The organism is Luteolibacter sp. Y139 (genome assembly GCF_038066715.1).
In the GTDB taxonomy this organism is placed as follows: Bacteria; Verrucomicrobiota; Verrucomicrobiia; order Verrucomicrobiales; family Akkermansiaceae; genus Haloferula; species Haloferula soli.
Genome location: NZ_JBBUKT010000006.1, coordinates 13,888 through 31,985, shown reverse-complemented (window position 1 = coordinate 31,985; position 18,098 = coordinate 13,888). Strand labels below are relative to the sequence as shown.

Genomic DNA, 18,098 nt, shown 5'->3' with positions numbered 1-18,098 from the left:
CGCGCGTAGTCTGACTTCAATCCTCGCCGCACGGGACACGGTGGAAGCTTGGCGCTTTCATCCAAAATGCGACTAAATGCCAATGAACCCATCTCTCACCATGCGGACCCTGCCTCGAGCACCAATTTTCCAACCCATGTTCCTCCGCCTGCTGCCCCTGCTTCTCCTCGTGCTCGTATCATCCCTGCACGCCGCTCCGCTGCGAGTGATCGTGTCGAGCGACAACAACCAGTTCTCGAACGCCTACCTCGCCGCGCTCAAGTCCGGTGGTGCCCAAGCCATCGCCGTCCTCACCCCGGACGAGGCGAAGCTTTCCAAAGCCGACGTGCTGCTGTTGCACCGCGAAAAGTTCGAGGCCCTGCCCGCCACTTCCCAGACGGCGATCACGAATTTCACCAAGCGCGGCGGCGGTATCGTCGTGGTCAACGGCGCCGTCGCATCCGGCGACGCAGCCTGGGGGAAGGCCACCTTCGGCGGCGGCTGGGATGACAGCAGCCGCAAGTTCATGAGCAAGATGATGCTCTACGTCGTCACGAACTCGCACCCGATCGTGAAGGACAGCTCCCCCTTCGATATCGACGACGACACCCTCTACGACCTGGACTTCGAGAATAGCATCCAGGTGCTCGCCTCCGCCTTCACGCCGAAAGGCCGCGATGCCAAGCGCGGCGACGGACCCAAGGTCCCCGGCCGCGACGTGCGAGCCTCCGTCTACGACCTCCAGCCACAGATCTGGACCTACGAGCCCTCCACCCACCGCGCTGCCGCTATTCTTCAAGGCGCGCCTGCCAACTTGGCTCACGCCAGCATCCGCACCTTCATCCTGCGCTCCGTCGCCTGGACCGGAAAGCACGAGCCCGACGAACTCAGCGCGAAGGCCGACCTCGCCACCCTCCGCTATCCCGCCGGTGGCCCCCTGCGCGCTGCCGATGCCGTCAAACAATTCAAACTACAGAACGGCTTCGTCGCGAATGTCGTGGCGGAAGAGCCCCTCATCAACAAGCCCATCGCCATCCAGTGGGACGGCAAGGGCCGCCTCTGGGTCGCCGAAACTCCCGAGTATCCGAACGGCCGCCGCCCCACGGTCGCCGAGCCTTGGAAGGAAACCGGTGCCCTGACTCCCGTCGATCCGAACCGCCCCGCCGAGGACAGCATCAGCATCCTCGAAGACACCAATGGCGACGGGAAGATGGACAAGAAGACCGTCTTCTACAAAGGCCTCGAACTCGTCACCGGCTTCTGCCTTTCGGAAAGTGGCGTTATTGCCGTCGCGCAGCCGCACATCGTCTCGCTTCAGGATGAAAACGGCGACGGCAAGGCCGACGTCGTGAAGCCCCTCTATGAAGGCTTCGCTCCCGGCGACACCCACTTCGTTGCGAATCACTTCGTCGCCGCCCCCGATGGCTGGATCTACGCCAGCACCGGCAGCGATGCCAACGTGTCGAGCCCGATCCTTCACAAGAGCATGGGCCGCGTCACCGCGGGCATGTTCCGCTTCAAGGCGGACGGCTCTGCCATCGAGCAAGTCGCATCCCAAGGCGGCAACTCCTTCGGTGGTGAAGTCACCAGCGACATGGAGCTCTTCCACGGCAAGGCCACCAGCGGAAACCCCGTCCAGCATGTGGTCCTGCCCGAGTGGGTGCTCGCACGCGCTCCTAACACCAAGGCATCCAGCTTCTTCGCCGTGAATCCCGGCCGCACGGTCCAGCGCACCGATATGCCCGATCGCCCGCCCACCATGCAGATCGACCAGGTCGGCCGCTACAGCGCCGGCTGCTCCACCGCCGTTTACGAAGGCGGCGCGTGGCCGAAGGAATACGACGGCAAGATCTTCATGTCCGAGCCCATCCTGGACATCATCCACGTCGAGAACCTCAAGCCCGAAGGCCCATCCTTCAAAGGTGAGAATATCATCCAGAACGGCGAATGGCTCCGCTCCATGGACTACTGGTTCTCCCCCATCGACGTCTCCTTCGGACCGGATGGCGCGATGTACATCCTCGATTTCAATACGCCCGTCGTCATTCACAATGACACCCGCGGCCCGCAACACAGCCGCTCCGGTGCCTCCGTCCGTCCCGACCGCGATCACTACTTCGGCCGCATCTTCCGCGTCCAATACCAGGGCGCACCGAAGTGGCCGCAGCTCGACATGTATCGTGCCAAGCCCGCCGAACTCGTCGCTGCATTCAAGCACCCAAACAAGGATGTTAGATTCAACGCGATCCGCATCCTCCTCGAGCGCGCCGCTGAAGTCGGCACCTCGGTCGAGCCTCAGTTGACCGCCATGGCGACCAGCGAATCCTTCGTGCCCGCCCGCATCCAGGCGCTGTGGGCGCTCAATCGCCTCAACCAGCTCAAGGAGCCCGTGCTCAAGGAAGCCCTCCGCGCCAGCGATGACCGCGTCCGCAAGAACGCCATGCTCATCGCCGAAGCCAGTGGCATCCCACTCGGCGGTGCCGAAGTGACCGCCGGCCTCAACGACAAGAATGAGCGCGTCCGCCTCGCCACCCTGCGCGCCCTCGGTGCCTCACCGATGACCCCGGAAGCCAGCGCCGCCCTGCTCGCCTCCGGTGCCAAGCAGAACGACGAATGGTCCAAGGCCGCTGCCGCCGCCGCCAGCGCGCGGAACCCATCCTCGCAGCTCGAAACCGTCCTGACCGAAGCGGGATCTTCCCAATCGGAAGACGCCGTCCAGTCGATGGCATCGACCCTCGCCTCCAGTGGCAATCAAGGTCAGCTCATCTCCGTCCTCCAGGCCGCCGAGAAATCCCCGAATCCGAAGCTCGTCGCCGTCGTGCTCCGCGAGCTCGGCAAGACGCCTCCAGCCGCCCCGCGCAACCTGCAAGCGGCACTGGCTTCGTTGAAGGCGCTGCTCGCCTCGCCTGATCGCGGGATCGCTGCCGGTGCCCTCTCGCTTGCCGCGACCTGGGACAAAGGCGGAACGCTCTCGAAGGAAATCACCAAGGCAGCCACCGAGCTGATGGAAGTCGCCCGCGATGCCGGCCAATCCGACACCGTCCGCGCTGATGCAGTGCGTGCGCTGTTGCCCGCCCGCGGCTCTAACAAGTTCATCCTCACCAATATCACCGCGCTGCTGACGCCAACCGCCTCGGAAGCCTTTGCCAAGGACCTGATCTCCGCCCTCTCCGCCACCGGCGACCCCGAAGCCGGCCGCGCAATCGCGGAGGCACTCGCAACGCTGCCAAAACCCGCCCGCGACCAAGCCGTCACCGCCCTCACCAGCCGTCCCGAGTGGGCGAAGCTGCTGCTCGATGCGGTGGAAGCGAAGAAGGTGGATCCATCCACCCTCGATGCCACGCAGGTTTCCCGCCTCACCGCTCACCCGGATGCCGCCACGGCACAACGCGCGAAGACCCTGCTCGGCGGCGCGGCTTCGCAGAGCAAGGACCAGATCATCGCCAAGCTGGTCCCACTCGTCGAAAAGCCCGCGAACATCGAAAACGGCAAGCTGATGTTCACCGCGATCTGCTCCACCTGCCACCAGTTGGACGGTCAGGGCCACGTCTTCGGCCCCGACCTCGGCGGCATCGGTTCCCATCCGGTCCTCGAGTTGCTCACCCACATCGTCAATCCAAACCTGATCGTCGATGACGAGCACCGCACCTGGAACATCACCATGAAGGACGGCACCCAGTACTCCGCCCTCATCGCCAGTGAAAATGAAACGCGCGTCCAGATCCGCCAGCCCGGTGGCATCACCGTCGACCTGAAGACCGCCGACATCGCCAGCCGCCAGAAGGGCGAAAACTCCCTCATGCCCGAAGGCCTCGAAGGCATGGGAGCCGACAACCTGCGCGACATCATCGGCTACATCCGCAGCGTCGCCAAGAAGCCCTGAACCTCTCGCAAACACTTCTACAAAACCTCCACCATCACGAACGCAACACCATGAAAGCCCTCGTTCTCTCCGCCCTTCTCGCCCTCCCGGTCTTCGCTGGCCCGGACTCGACCGAACCGATGAACCAGAAGTTCGCGGACCCGAAGCCTGCCAAGACCGTCCGCGTCCTGCTCGTCGGTTCCGGCAGCTCCCACGACTTCCCCACCTATTTCCTCGGCACCGACGCCACCACCCTGAAGGCGGCCCCCTTGACCGACGTCGCCGCCACTCCGAACTACGATGAAGCCATGAAACTGCTCCCTCAGGCGGACGTGCTCGTCTTCAGCGGCAACCACGACCAATGGGGCAAGGAAGAGTTCCAAAAGGCACTCAACGATTTCGCCGACAAGCGCAAGGGCATCGTCATGCTCCACGCCGCCACCTGGGACCACACCCCGTGGAAGGGCTACAACGACCGCTTCATCGGCGGCAAGACCCCGAACCACGGCAAGGGCGACTTCCAGGTGACCGTCAAGGACACCAAGCATCCCATCATGAAAGGCGTCCCCGCCACCTTCATGATCTATGACGAGAACTACCGCTTCCAGCCCGAGAAGAAGACCGGCATGGAAATCCTCGCCGAGAACGCCCCGGACCAAACCAAGGACCCCATCCCCAGCGTCTGGACCGTCCGCGATAAGAAGACCCGCATCGTCTGCATTACCCTCGGCCACGATGACAAGGCGCACGACAACCCCGCCTTCAAGACCCTCCTGACCAATTCCGTCAACTGGGTCGCAGGCCGCTGATCAGCCCGTAAGAATCACCAGACTATCAGACCCGCCGCCCATCAGGGTGCGCGGGTCTCTTCGTTTATTGGGCTCCACACCGTTAGGATGGATTTCGGAGCTAGGCTGAGGTCAAGTGGATCGCATAATTAATCGAGATGCACCTCCCCCGTCCACGCACACCTTGGTATCGCGTCCTCTACGTCCAGGTAATCACTGGGGTTTTACTGGGCATCCTCGCCGGTCATTTCTTCCCGGACACCCCGCAGCCTGGAGACTGGCAGGCTTCGTCTCTGAAGCCCCTTGCCGACGGCTTCATCCGGCTGATCAAGATGATCATCGCGCCGATCGTCTTCTGCACGGTCGTTCACGGCTTGGCGTCCATGTCCGACCTCAAGAAGCTCGGCCGGGTCGGGGGCAAAACCCTGCTCTACTTTGAAGTCGTTTCCACGGTCGCACTCGTGATCGGCCTTGTCGTGGTCAATTTGCTGAAGCCCGGTGCGGGCTTCAATGTCGATGTTGCCGCGCTCGATCCGAAGATCGGTCAAAGCTACGCCGAGAAGGCGCAATCCCTTGGCACGGTGGAGTTCCTTCTCAACATCATCCCCACCAGTTTCTTCGATGCCTTCGTCAAGGGCGACCTGCTCCAGGTCCTCCTTCTCGCGATTCTCACCGCCTTCGCCCTGAAGACTCTCGGCAGCCGCGCGCCGCGTGTGATTCACGCCATCGAGACCGTCGGCCAGCTCTTCTTCGGAATCATGTCCATTGTGGTGAAAGTGGCTCCGGTCGGAGCCTTCGGCGCAATGGCCTTCACCGTGGGAACCTACGGCCTTGGGTCGCTCAACCGGCTCCTCGCGCTCATGGGCAGCTTCTACCTGACCGCCGCGCTTTTCGTGTGCATTGTCCTCGGTCTTATCGCGCGCTGCACCGGCTTTTCGATCTTCCGCTTCCTTGCCTACATCAAGGAGGAAATCCTGCTCGTCCTCGGCACCAGCTCGAGCGAAACGGCGCTTCCGGGGATGATGCGGAAAATGCAGCGCCTTGGCTGCGCCCCCGGCACCGTCGGCCTCGTGATTCCCACCGGCTACAGTTTCAATCTCGATGGCACGAACATCTACATGACCATGGCCGCGGTCTTCCTCGCGCAGGCGACGAATACCCCACTGGATCTCAAACAGCAGATCTCGCTGCTGCTCGTGGCAATGATCAGTTCCAAGGGCGCCAGCGGCGTCACCGGTGCGGGTTTCATCACCCTGGCCGCCACCCTCGCGGTCGTGCCGGGCATCCCCATTGCAAGTCTCGCTCTCCTCGTCGGCATCGACCGCTTCATGAGCGAGTGCCGGGCAATCACCAACCTCATCGGAAATGGCGTCGCGACGGTCGTCATAAGCCGCTGGGAGAAGGAGCTGACCGCCGGAGATCTGCGCGCTCGGCTCCTCGACTCCGGGCCAGAACCCGTCGCTGCGATAGCCTCAGGCGAAGACTTACCAGGGAACTGAACACCGGCATGGAAATCCTTGCGGTGAACGCTCCTGACGGAACAAAGGACCCGATCCCCAGCGTCTGGGCCGTCCGCGATAAGAAGACCCGCATCGTCTGCATCACCCTCGGCCACGATGACAAGGCGCACGACAACCCCGCCTTCAAGACCCTCCTCACCAACTCCGTCAACTGGGTCGCAGGACGCTGACCGGCCAGCAAAGACCACCAGGCTTCCAGACCCGCCGCCCTCAAAGGCGCGCGGGTCTTTTCGTTTCTCAAACGCGATTTCCGCCGCAGGACCGCCATCCTCCCCGCCTTTGGACTTGGCACACCCGCCCTGACCACGGAAAGTGCCGCCGCTTCGCGCCCAAGGAGGGGTGGCAGAGTGGTCTATCGCGTCGGTCTTGAAAACCGAAGTCGGGAAACTGACCGTGGGTTCGAATCCCACCCCCTCCGCTCTTCTTCCACCTGTCCGCCCCGCCATGTTTCGCCGCCTGCTCTTGGTTTGGCTTCTACTCGCGGGATTCGCTTCCGCCCACCAGATCGCTGAGATCTCGATGTCCGTGGCGCTGGACGGAGACCAGGTGACAGCCATCGCCGACGCCGATGCCGCCTACATGCTCCCCGAGTTCCGCGGCGACGAGGATCAGGAAGCCAAGGACCTCGCATGGCTCCGCGAACAAGGCCCGGAGGGCTGGCAAAAGATCGCCCGCGAATGCGAGACCTACTGGCGCGATTGCCTCCACCTGAAGGCCGATGGCCAGGAGCTCCCGTGGACCCTGCATGTCCCCGAGTTGGAAAAGGAGACACCCGGCTTCATGGAGAAAGGTGACCCGGAGGAGCTGCCCATGCTCGCCGTGCAGATCGAGGCCAGAATGCCAGTCGGCACCACCAAGCTAGGCGTCTCGTGGAAAGAGCCCTTCGGCGTGAATCTCATCGTCACCACCGGCAAAGGTGACGCGGCCCAGACCAGACCGCTCTTCAACGAGGAACAGGTAGTCGCGGAGCGACCCGCAACCCATGCGGAAATGAAGCCATCGGAGACCCACCTCCGCGATTGGATCAGGCTCGGCTTCACCCACATCCTGCCCGAAGGCGTCGATCACATCCTCTTCGTGCTCGGGCTCTTCCTGTTAGTGCCCAAGTGGAAGCCGCTGCTCCAACAGACCATCGCCTTCACCATCGCGCATTCCCTTTCCCTCGCCGCCGCGGCTCTCGGCTGGGTGCATGTTTCCTCAACCGTCGTCGAGATCCTCGTCGCCGCGAGCATCGCATGGGTCGGCATCGAAAACTTCTGGGCAAAGGAACTCGGCAAAGGCCGGCTCATCCTCGTCGGCATCTTCGGCATCGTCCACGGCCTTGGCTTCGCCGGATGGCTCGTCGGAAAACTTCCAACAGGCCAGCCGGAGAAACTACCGTCAGCCCTCCTCGGCTTCAATCTCGGCGTCGAACTCGGCCAAATCGCCCTGCTTGCCATGGCCTTCGCCGCCTTCGCCTGGTGGGGCGAAAAGCGCTTCATCTGGGTCAAGCGGATCGGCTCCGCCCTCGTCGGCCTCGCCGGCCTGATCCTCATCATCCAGCGAACCACCGGCGCAAGCATCGTCCCGTTCCGCTGACCCTTCAGTAGGCGCGTTCGTGAGAACGCGGAAGCACGCGAACTGCCCGCTTCAACGAACCGCACCGCGCTGTCACTCCGTCGGACCAAAAAAGAAGCGCGGGCAATCACGCCCGCGCTTCCCATAAACCAATCTCGTCAGCAGCTCCTCACTCGTCGATGAGCGGCTTGTGGATCTTCTTCAGCTCCGCCGCCGGGATCTTGATCACCTTGCGGTCGTAGCTCATCAGGCCGTTGATCTCTTCCTCCACGTCGGTCGTCTGGGTGTAGACCCCGGCCGAGACGCCCTTGCGCTTCAGCTCGGTCAGCACCTGGATCGATTTCACGTAGCGGTTGTGATACTCCTCGATGCTCGTCGGCAGGCCACCGTAACCCCAGTTCTCCTTGCTCACGTTCCACAGGTGATCCTTCACCGGCCAACCGTGGCCACCGAACTCACCCACCACCTTGATGAAATCCTTGTAGCGAGCGTCTTCGGTCGGGTAGCCCGGATCCGGATAGTGGTGCAGGTCCGCGACATCACCCACCGGCCAGAAGTTGCCACCGCTCGCGATGTTGATGATCCGGGAAGGATCGCGCTTCACCGCCCACTCGCCGACTTCCATCGTGCGATGCTGGCCCCACGCTTCATTGAAGGGCGTCCACACCACGATGCTCGGGAAATGATCCAGCAGCGAGATCATGCTATCGAACTCGTTGAGCCACTGCTTGTGGTCTTCGTCCTTCCACTCCGCGTCTTTCGGATTGGCGTCGAACCTCGTCCACGGCGGGCTCTCGCCACCGCTCACCTGATCCTGCCACACCAGCATGCCGATCTGGTCGCAGTGGTAGTAGTAGCGCCGCGGCTCCACCTTGATGTGCTTGCGGATCATGTTGAAGCCCGCGTCTTTCAGCCACTGGATCTCGAAGACCATGGCATCGTCAGCCGGCGGGTTCAGCAGGCCATCCGGCCACCAGCCCTGGTCCAGCGGACCCCAGTGGAAGATCGGCTTGTCATTCAGTGTGAAGCGCCAGTTGCCATCCTTGTCCTTGGCTCGTCCCACCTTCCGGATGCCGGTGTAGGAAGTAACCTGATCCACCACCTTGTCACCTTCGCCCAACAGCGAAACCTTCAGGTCGTAGAGATGCGGGCTCTGCGGCGACCACAGCTTCGCATCCGGGATCTTGAGAACGATCGTTCCGCCCTTCGCTTCCGCGACCACCTTGCCACCATCCAGCGCATGCGCCTGAAGCGTCGCACCAGCGGCATCACCACCAGCCAGCTTCGGCTCGATCTTGATCTCACCCGTGGCGATATCAGTGGTGATCACGAGGTCATCAATGCGACGCTCGGCCACCTCCTCGGCCCACACCGTCTGCCAGATGCCGGAGTTGCGCGTATAAAAGATCCCGCCCGGATTCAGCACCTGCTTGCCACGAAGCTGCGCGCCCCCGGTGGCATCCTCCACACGGACGGTCAGCGTATTGCCACCGTCCTTCAGCGCATCGGTGATGTCGAAACTGAACGGAAGATTGCCGCCCACATGGCTGCCGACTTCCTTGTCATTGACCCAAACCTTCGCACGATAGTCGACGGCCTCGAAATGCAGCACCGTGCGCTTGCCCGCTTGCTTGGCCAGATCCAGCGGACGGCGATACCACAGCGCCTCATACGGCTGCAGCATCCGCCGGACGCCGGACAGCTTCGACTCGATCGCAAACGGCACCAGGATCTTGCCCGCCCACTTCGAAGGCACGCCAGCCTCCTGCGTCGTAATCGCATAGTCCCACTGCCCGTTCAGATTCTTCCACTGCTCGCGCTGGAGCTGCGGGCGGGGATACTCGCGCCACGCATTCTCCGGGGTCACCTTCTCGCCCCACGTCGTGATGAGATCCGAATGCACCGCGCCATCGCTGCCGAGAAGCTCGCGCTGGTCAGGCAGGTTATCCGTATCGATCACATGGGCATCGATGAACTGGCCGCCACTTCCCTGATGGCAATGAACCGTGAGCAGATTCGCACCCGCCTTCAGCGTATCGCGGGCACTCAGCTCAAGCGGCACAATCTTATAAGACTGACTGTAGCCCGTGAAGTTCGCAACCTGCTTGCCATTGAGGAAGACCTCCGCGTCGTCGTCATGGTGAATGAAGAGCGCGGGGTGGCCCGGCATCTCCTTCAGTTCAAAGGTGCGGCGCAGCCAGATGTCATTGGTCGTCCACTCGGTGTTCACGATCCCGCCGGGAGCGCGCTTGTCACCCTTGCCGCCGAAGCCGCCGGGACCGGATTTCCAGGAGGCATCGTCGAAGCCCGGGGCTTCCCAGCCGTCGGCCGGCTTGTCGGTGGTGTATTTCCACTGCGGGGCCGCCGGGGCTTGTTGGGCCTGAGCCGTGGCGGCCAGGGCCAGCAGCCCCAGACAGCCCGCGAGGCCGCGGCGCGTTCGTGTTTTCGCTTGGGTATCGTTCATGAAATGGTGACTCAAGGGGAGGATTTGACAGGTGATACGGGTTTGACGGAGCAATCTTCCACCCTTGCCGGATTTTCCTGCAAGAAGGAAAGCATCATCCCTCGTCGCAACAGGCCCCGGGCGCAAAGAAACAGTCGGGTAGTCTTCAGCAGAAATCAGGATCGCACCTCCGCCGGCCCGCGCCGCAGCACGCCCTTCAGCCACTCCTTCACCGCCGCAAATCCCCTCGCCATCGGATGCTCGCGGACCCCTTGGAGCTTCAGGTGCTCGGCCACCTTCTCCTCGTGCCCGCGATAGCGCGGCAGAAAAAGCAGCAGCGTCGCCATCTTCTCCTCACCTCCATGAACCAGCGATGGCGATAGAATCCCCTTCTCCACCTGCCGCACCCCCTCGGGCAGCGGCACCGTCCGCTCGTCCAGGACACACCAGCGCCGGTAACGGAACACCGCCGTGCCATCGTCTAACAAGACCAGCCGCCCACCCGTGCGCGGCGGCAGCCCCGCCAGACGGCCCAGCGTGAAAACATGCGGGTTCTCCGGCGTTGCCCGCCGCTTCCCGCGCCACGGCAGCAGGATGTCCCCGGCAAAGCGCGCCCCGAAGATCGCCAGCCGCATCGCCGCCGGAGCCAGCCACGCCGCAATCAGAATCAGCACCACGCAAAACGCCGCCGCCAGCCACGGCGCGATCGCATAGACCACACCGATCATCGCGAGCAGCGCGGTGCGCAGCAGCTTCAATCCCGCATCCACCGTCGAGAATGGCGAAAGGATGATCAGCACATTGATCGCGTGGCTGCAGATCCACACCAGCAGGAAGGCCACCACCGCCCCGGGGATCATCAGCCACGAGAGATCGATGAATGCCACCGTCTCTCCACCGAGCCACGCCGTCGGCACTGCCACCGCAGCCTTCTCCGCATCCAGATGCTTCGCCATCTCCGCCGCCACCAGCGGCACGAAGGCCCCGCTCGCGACCAGCGCGCTCGCCTTGTTCTCGAACAACTCCACCATGTCGAAGGGCTTCTTCAAGAGACCCGGCACGGCCGTCCCCAGTGAGTCCTTGAGAAAGCACAGCGTCAGCAGCACCAGCCCAGTCCCCCACGCCCACGGCTGCGCATACCACGGCAGCGCCGCACGCGCCTCGGCCGGCGTTTTCCAGTAGCGCCACGCCCCCACCGAACTCACGCCCAGCAGCGGCGAAATCGCGACCCCGGTGATCTCCGTGATCCCTTGGCTGAAGGCCACCCCGGGCAGGTATTCCTCCTTGGCGGGTTCTTGCTTCGCGGGAGGCGGAGCTGATTCCACCTCCGCCGCTCCCAGCACACCGGAGAACGCAATCAGCATCGCTAGGATCAAAGCCCGAATCATGCCTCGACTCCGTAGCACGCCCCACGAACCTCGTCCATTCCACGCGGAGCCTTACTTCCCACCCGGCACTGCCTTCGCCACCGCCCCGCTCATTGTGACCACGCAAAAAATCGACTTCTTTCCCTCCTCCCGGAACTCGACGACGTAAAACCAGCGGCAGCCATCTTGGGGCAAGCGCTTGAGGATCTCCTTCTCATAGCGATTCGTGGCTTCCAGGCTTACGATCATCCTCGCCTTCTCACCCACTCCGGAAGCAGCGGTCGCTTGCTTCGCAATTTCCACCGCCTTGTCACGGCTCAGCGGAACCTCGCTTCCAGGCATCGGCTCCCACTCCGGCACCTTCACGTATTCCGGGCGCTCCACGCGGTAGTCCATCCAGCCCTTCTCTTCCTGCGGGTTATGGTAGATGCGATGCAGCGTCACCTCCTCCGCCACGGCGCGACCGAGCAGCAGGACCAGAAAAAGAACGAGCCACGGTTTCATCATTCCCGGGGTTATTGGCGTTGGGCTTTGAGAATCTCGCCATCGGCGGTCACATGCAGGATCAGCTCCGGATCGCCGGGCCACTGGACGGGAGTCACGGTTAGAGGCCACGCATCCCTGGCAGCACGCACGCCGGTACCTTCCAGAGCGAAGGTCGCCTCATAGAGCATGGGAAGCTTCGCGTCCGCCGCCGCGAAGTTCGGCCGCGAACAAGTGTATTCACTCAGCGAAATGAACTTCCACTTTCCCTCAGGCAACTTCTCTCCCGCCGCTTTCAAGGAGGCGTTCAATGCCTTCTGAAAATCGCCTCCCAGCTCACCGAGGGCTGCAAAGCGCTCGGACGATACCGATACGGAATAGCTCGGCCCCTTGTCCCAACCTCCATTCAGCAACTCCAGTGCTCCGGAGAAAGCCACCGTGACATTCCCGCGCTTCACCTTCTCCAGATGTTGCCGGTCCGCCTCCGAGAGATCGCGGATTGCCACCAGCGAAAAGGTTTCGCCGACAAGCAGCGACACATCGTCATCCGTTAGATTGACCAGCCGGGCCTGGATCGCCTTGCCGCTCACATGCTTCCACTCACGGGCCTCACCCGCCTGCAGTCCCACCAGATATTCCGGTGCCTTGCCCGTGGGCCAGCTGAGCTGCATCGAAAGTCCCTCCACCTTGCACAGCGTTACCTTTCCGGAATGCACTCCCTCTAACACCTCACGCTCTTCCGGCACCAGCGACTCCACCGCCACCGCTGGAATCTGGCCCTTGTTTTTCCCATCGCTGAAATAGGCATGCTTTCCATCGGGCGTTAGCATGATCAGCTTCAGGCGGCGGGATTTGCCATCCGTCATGTGCCACGTGCGCACCCCCGTGATCACCGTCGTCTCGGCCATCGCTTGACCGGAACAAAGGCCGGCGATCACGGCGAAACACAACCACTTCATCCCGGCGGACCTATCGTCTTTTCCCCGCAGGGTCAAGCTACCGGCAGCCGATGCATTTCGCCACGGGAAGCCCGCGCATCCGCCGATCTAACAGGCCACTTTTCCACGGCTCCACCCATCGCATGGAGCCGATTCGGCAGCAACAAACCACCTCCCCGTTCGGGTGACCCCCGCCCTACCTCCTTCGGGCTATTGGGCAATCATCACCCGCTGGCTAGCTTTCATACACAACCCTGCCTCATCACGGCCGCCTTCGGGCCAGCCTCCCGACAACCCAAGCAAATCCAAACACTGCCTTGAAAGCCACATCTCGCGTCGCCGCCCCTGCGCCTCAAGCCAACTCTGCCAACCCGAAGATTCCGATGAAAGCCCGACTTCTTTCCCAACCCGCCATTCTTTCCCCCCTCACCCGCACTTCTCTCGTCGCCTGCGCCTCACTCTGCGCGGTGACCACTTCCGCATTCGCCGCCCCTCAGACTTGGGATGGTGAAGTGGATGCAACCTGGGTCAACGCCACCAACTGGGTGGCCAACGCCGTTCCCGGATCGACCACCACGACTTCGAACGACCAGGCAACTTTCAGCTCCGCGCTCGTCGGTGGAACTCGCGGCGGCGTCACCGACCCGGTCACCATCGATCTCAACCGCCGCATCGGCCTCATCCGCTTCGATACGGCAAACGTCGGCGCCTACGTCATCGGTGCCACCGGAGGCAATCCGCTGCTCCTCTCGGCGCAAAACATCGCCACTCCGAACTCGGTCACCATGACCGACACGGTCGCCGTCTCCCAGACCTTGGCCGGCCCGCTGAAGCTGACCCAGCCGAGCAGCCAGAGCGACAACTACGCGTTCATCAACAACTCCACCACCACCGGTGCGAATCTGATCATCTCCGGCAACCTCGACGCCACCAATACCACCCGCACCTGGCAGATCATTCTCGATGGGACGAATACTGGTAACAACATCATCAGTGGTAACATCAACAACACCACCACCACCGGCAACGGCGGCGCCGGCCCGATCCAGAAAAACGGTGTAGGACGGTGGATCCTCTCGGGAACGAACATCTTCATCGGCAACACCAGCGGCGGCAACAACGTCCACGCGATCGTCACCAATGGCGCACAGGTGAACGCCGGCACCCTCGTGGTGCAAAACAACCTCGCGTTCGGCAATACCGCAAACGCGAAGGTGTTCGTGAATGGTGGCGTGCTGGAACTTGATGCCAATAGCGCCAACGGCAGCCTCACCCTTGAGAACAACCTCATCGTGACGATCGGCAACACCGCCACCGTCCGCTCCAAGGGTACCAATGCCGTCAACTCCCGCGTCTCACTCTCCGCCGCAGCCGCCGTGAGCGGCACGCTCTCGACCGTCAATGCCGCGGACGTCTTCACCATCGGCAATGCCGCCAATGACTTCACCGGCGGTGCCGCCGATACCGTCCTGCACGTCGCAGGCCCGGGAGCCGTCGTCCTTTCCCAAAACAGCAACTACCTCGGCTCCGTCTCCGTTGACGAAGGCACGCTTCGCCTCGGCTCCGACACCGCACTCGGAACACAAGGTAGCGTGAACGTGGCCACCGGCGCCAAGTTGCAACTCAATGGTGGCAGCACCGGCGGCACGCCGACGCTGACAACGCTCACCGGCTCTGGAGCCGTCGAAAACTCCACCGCCCTCGATGCCACGCTCACCACGAACATCGCCGTGGCCGATACCTTTGCAGGCGCTCTCCAAAACGGCACCGGCGGCGGCGCACTGGCCCTCACCAAGACCGGCGCGGGCACCCTGAACCTCTCCGGCGCCAGCACCTACACCGGCGCGACCACCCTCACCACCGGCTCGATCAACCTCACCGGCAGCCTTGGCAACACCGCCGTGAGCCTTCCTGCCAATGCGGTCCTTTCCGGAAGCGGCAGCATCGCAGGCTCGGTAGCGGCAGCCACCGGCTCCCACGTCGCCCCCGGCGACGGCGGCGACACGAATATCGGCACTCTTTCCACCGGTTCCCTCTCCCTCGATAGCGGATCCCAGCTCGACTTCGGCATCACCAACACCACCACGCTCGATAAGATCAACGTCACCACCAGCGGCGGCCTCACGATCAATGGCGGCCAGATCAACATCAACGGCGGTGCCGGTGCCTTCACCACCAATGGCACTTACAACCTGATCGCTTACAGCGGTGCGATCTCTGGCTCAGGCGTCAGCTCGCTTTCGATCAATGACTCGAACAAGTCTCCGGCGAAGACCTACACGCTCGGCGCCAGCGGCGGCTTCATCACCCTGACGGTGGCGAACAGCGCCGTGGTGCAGAAGTTCTGGAACGTGAATGCCGACGGCAGCTGGGGTACTGCCGGCAGTTGGACTCCCACCGGCGCTCCAAACGCGAGCGGAGCCATCGCGGCCTTCGGCGGCGGCGGCACCGAAATCACCGCGGACCGCACCATCACCGTGAACGGTGCCTTCACCGTCGGAACCATCGCCTTCAATGGTGCCGCAAACGCCAAGAACTACACCTTCGCCGCCGGCTCTGGCGCGAGCCTCACCCTGAATAACGGAGCCTCAGCAGCCTTCATCACGAACAGCTCGGGCAGCCACATTATCGGCTCACCGGTGACCCTGACCGGCAATGGCGCGGCCGTCACCGTGACCAATGCCGCCGACATCGTGACCATCAGCGGAGTCATTGATGGCAATGGCTCGCCGCTCACCAAGGGTGGCGCGGGCAAGCTGATCCTCAGCGGCGTCAATACCTACTTCAACGGCACCACCGTCAATGCCGGCACCCTCGAGATCACCAATGACCTCGCCCTCGGTGACCCCGTCAATTCGACCACCATCAATGCCGGCACCCTGCGGTCGACAGCGGATTTCACCAGCACCGGCAGCTTCTACCTCGGCAGCGGCACCAGCAACTTCTCCGTGGCTTCCGGAACCACCCACACCATCACCGGAAGCATCATGGACGGGGCCAGCACCGGCACCCTCAACAAGTCCGGCACCGGCACCCTCGCCCTGAATGGCTTCAACTCCTACACCGGCGGCTCCGTCATCAACAATGGCAAGGTGCAGATCAATAGCATCGGCAGCCTCGGCGACTCCGCCGGCTCGGTGACCATCAATGCCGCCACGCTGGAAGCAACGGCCAGCTTCACCGGCACCCGCAGCGTCGTCCTTGGCAACGCCGCCAGCTTGCTCCAGGCCGAAACCGGAGTGACCTACACCATCAGCGGTCCCATCAGCGGCACCGGCACCCTGAACAAGATCGGCGCCGGCACCGTGTCCCTCGGCAGCAATACCAACAGCTACACCGGAGGAACCGTCATCCAGGCTGGCACCCTCGCCGTGAACAATACCTCGTTCATTATGGGCACGCTGACCTTCCAGGGCGGCACCCTGCAGAACAACTACGGCAACAACAACGGCTACTTCTTCGGCAATCCGATCACCATCGCCACCGGCCAGACCGGCACGATCAACATGAACAACCGCATGAGCCTTGGTGCGGGTGCGGTGATCACCGGAGCCGGCACGCTGAACATCAACGCCAACACCACCGTTGCCCGCGATGACTTCAGCAACAACTGGGCAGGCTTCACCGGCCAATTGAACATCGCAGGCAGCGGCACCGTTCGCCTCCTGAACAACGGCGGAAGCTTCAACACTGGCGGGTTCGCCAATTGCTCCGTGGACCTCGCAGGCACCGTCCTGCTGGAGCCAAGCAATAATAGCAACGGCAACACCTACACCATCGGCTCGCTCTCCAGTGCCTCCGCCACCGCCGGCATCAAGGGCCCGTCACAAGGCGGTGCCACCACCCTCAGCGTCGGCGGCCTCAATACCAGCACCACCTTCGCAGGCGGCACGTTGGTCGGCCACCTGACCAAGGTCGGCTCCGGCACCCTGACCCTCACCAATACCACGCCCACCGGCAATGTCACCGTGACCACCGGCACGCTCTCGCTTCCCTCCGCCACGCTCGCCGACAACGCGATTGTAAGCGTCAGCGCCACCAATGGATCGTTCATCAACCTCAACTACGTCGGCACCGATTCCATCGATGACCTCGTGATCGACGGCGTCATGCAGGCAGACGGCGAGTGGGGTGCCATCGGCTCCGGAGCCGCTCACGAGACCGATCGCATCACCGGCACCGGCCGCCTGCTGGTCCTGCCCGAGGATCCGTTCATCAACTGGATCTCCGGATTCGCCGCCGTCGGCACCCTCAACGCCAAGACCGACGACCCGGACCACGACGGCCTCACCAACCTCGACGAGTTCGCCCTCGACGGAAATCCCGCCGTCGGAGGCGCCACCGGCAAGGTCCGCTCGCGCGTCGAAGCAGTGGGAGCCGATCAGGCCCTCGTGATCACCCTGCCAGTGCGCACCGGAGCCGTCTTCGCAGGCACCCCGTCGAAAGCCGCCACCATCGATGACACCATCTACACCATCGAGGGCTCGAACAACCTCGGCCTCTACGACCAGGGCGTGACGGAAATCACCGCCAGCTCCGTTGGCATGCCGGCGCTCACCACCGGCTGGACCTACCGCACCTTCCGCCTCGATGGCGCGGTCGGCGGAGCCACCCCGCGCGGACCGAAGGGCTTCCTCCGCATCACCATCGCCGACGCTCCTTGATCGTTTCAGGTAGCGCCCATCTTCTCTGGGTAAAATTGGGTTAAATGAGGCCGGGAGATCTTCTCCCGGCCTCTTTCTTTGTCGCAATGTAACCCGCAAGGATTCCTACTTCGAGTTCAGCGCAACACCCACCTGTTGATAAAAACCACCACTGTTTTCATCCACCACGTATCGCGCGCTGACGACGACGAAGTGCTGGGGCTTGCCGCCACCATTGAGGTGATCGACATGGTCATCCACGCGAAGCGGAACCGGGGCTTCTGTTTCCTTCGGAACGTTAATCTGGGCGGCGTTCATGCCGACCGCTTGGAAACGGATCTTGATCATGACTTGGAGGGTTGGGAGGGAATCCATGGCGCGGTAGCGCCGGCGGTGGTGAACAGCAATTGCAGCCAAAAAGCCTGACGAGAGCGGGAAGACGAACCTGACAATCTGATCGTAAATAGAAGGTAAAAACAAGCTCGCCGTTTTCCACGGGAGATGCTCCCACTCGAACC

At 62.8% G+C, this 18,098-nt stretch carries 11 protein-coding genes and 1 tRNA gene; 7 read left to right on the top strand and 5 right to left on the bottom strand.

The window, feature by feature from the left end:
- The first annotated feature begins 136 nt into the window (after positions 1-136).
- The 6 genes from WKV53_RS15750 (at position 137) to WKV53_RS15725 (ending at position 7,727) form a co-directional block, all read left to right on the top strand.
- Positions 137-3,862 carry a PVC-type heme-binding CxxCH protein gene (locus WKV53_RS15750; RefSeq protein WP_341405732.1) on the top strand — a complete coding sequence of 1,242 codons (3,726 nt, stop codon included), beginning with the start codon at positions 137-139 and terminating at the stop codon, positions 3,860-3,862.
- A 50-nt stretch (positions 3,863-3,912) separates the two neighbouring features.
- Positions 3,913-4,650, top strand: a complete 738-nt coding sequence (locus tag WKV53_RS15745; protein WP_341405731.1) for a ThuA domain-containing protein — start codon at positions 3,913-3,915, stop codon at positions 4,648-4,650.
- Between the two features lie 137 nt (positions 4,651-4,787).
- On the top strand, positions 4,788-6,128 hold the full coding sequence (locus WKV53_RS15740) for a dicarboxylate/amino acid:cation symporter (protein WP_341405730.1): 1,341 nt from the start codon (positions 4,788-4,790) through the stop codon (positions 6,126-6,128).
- 8 nt (positions 6,129-6,136) lie between these two features.
- On the top strand, positions 6,137-6,319 hold the full coding sequence (locus WKV53_RS15735; RefSeq protein WP_341405729.1) for a hypothetical protein: 183 nt from the start codon (positions 6,137-6,139) through the stop codon (positions 6,317-6,319).
- Between the two features lie 163 nt (positions 6,320-6,482).
- Positions 6,483-6,567, top strand: a tRNA-Ser gene (locus WKV53_RS15730).
- 26 nt (positions 6,568-6,593) lie between these two features.
- Positions 6,594-7,727, top strand: a complete 1,134-nt coding sequence (locus WKV53_RS15725) for a HupE/UreJ family protein (protein ID WP_341405728.1) — start codon at positions 6,594-6,596, stop codon at positions 7,725-7,727.
- Between the two features lie 148 nt (positions 7,728-7,875).
- Here the strand turns inward: WKV53_RS15725 and WKV53_RS15720 are convergent, their stop codons facing one another.
- The 4 genes from WKV53_RS15720 to WKV53_RS15705 form a co-directional block, all read right to left on the bottom strand.
- On the bottom strand, positions 7,876-10,170 hold the full coding sequence (locus tag WKV53_RS15720) for a glycoside hydrolase family 2 protein (protein WP_341405727.1): 2,295 nt from the start codon (positions 10,168-10,170) through the stop codon (positions 7,876-7,878).
- A 155-nt stretch (positions 10,171-10,325) separates the two neighbouring features.
- Positions 10,326-11,513: a hypothetical protein gene (locus WKV53_RS15715; RefSeq protein ID WP_341405726.1), complete on the bottom strand. Its 1,188-nt coding sequence runs from the start codon at positions 11,511-11,513 to the stop codon at positions 10,326-10,328.
- 75 nt (positions 11,514-11,588) lie between these two features.
- Positions 11,589-12,023, bottom strand: a complete 435-nt coding sequence (locus tag WKV53_RS15710; protein WP_341405725.1) for a hypothetical protein — start codon at positions 12,021-12,023, stop codon at positions 11,589-11,591.
- A gap of 8 nt (positions 12,024-12,031) precedes the next feature.
- A complete protein-coding gene (locus WKV53_RS15705) occupies positions 12,032-12,958 on the bottom strand; it encodes a hypothetical protein (RefSeq protein WP_341405724.1) in 927 nt (308 codons plus the stop codon).
- 362 nt (positions 12,959-13,320) lie between these two features.
- On the opposite strand from WKV53_RS15705, the gene WKV53_RS15700 reads away from it, so the two are divergent.
- On the top strand, positions 13,321-17,601 hold the full coding sequence (locus tag WKV53_RS15700; RefSeq protein ID WP_341405723.1) for a beta strand repeat-containing protein: 4,281 nt from the start codon (positions 13,321-13,323) through the stop codon (positions 17,599-17,601).
- Positions 17,602-17,706: 105 nt separating this feature from the next.
- Here the strand turns inward: WKV53_RS15700 and WKV53_RS15695 are convergent, their stop codons facing one another.
- Positions 17,707-17,955: a hypothetical protein gene (locus WKV53_RS15695; RefSeq protein ID WP_341405722.1), complete on the bottom strand. Its 249-nt coding sequence runs from the start codon at positions 17,953-17,955 to the stop codon at positions 17,707-17,709.
- Positions 17,956-18,098 lie beyond the last annotated feature (143 nt).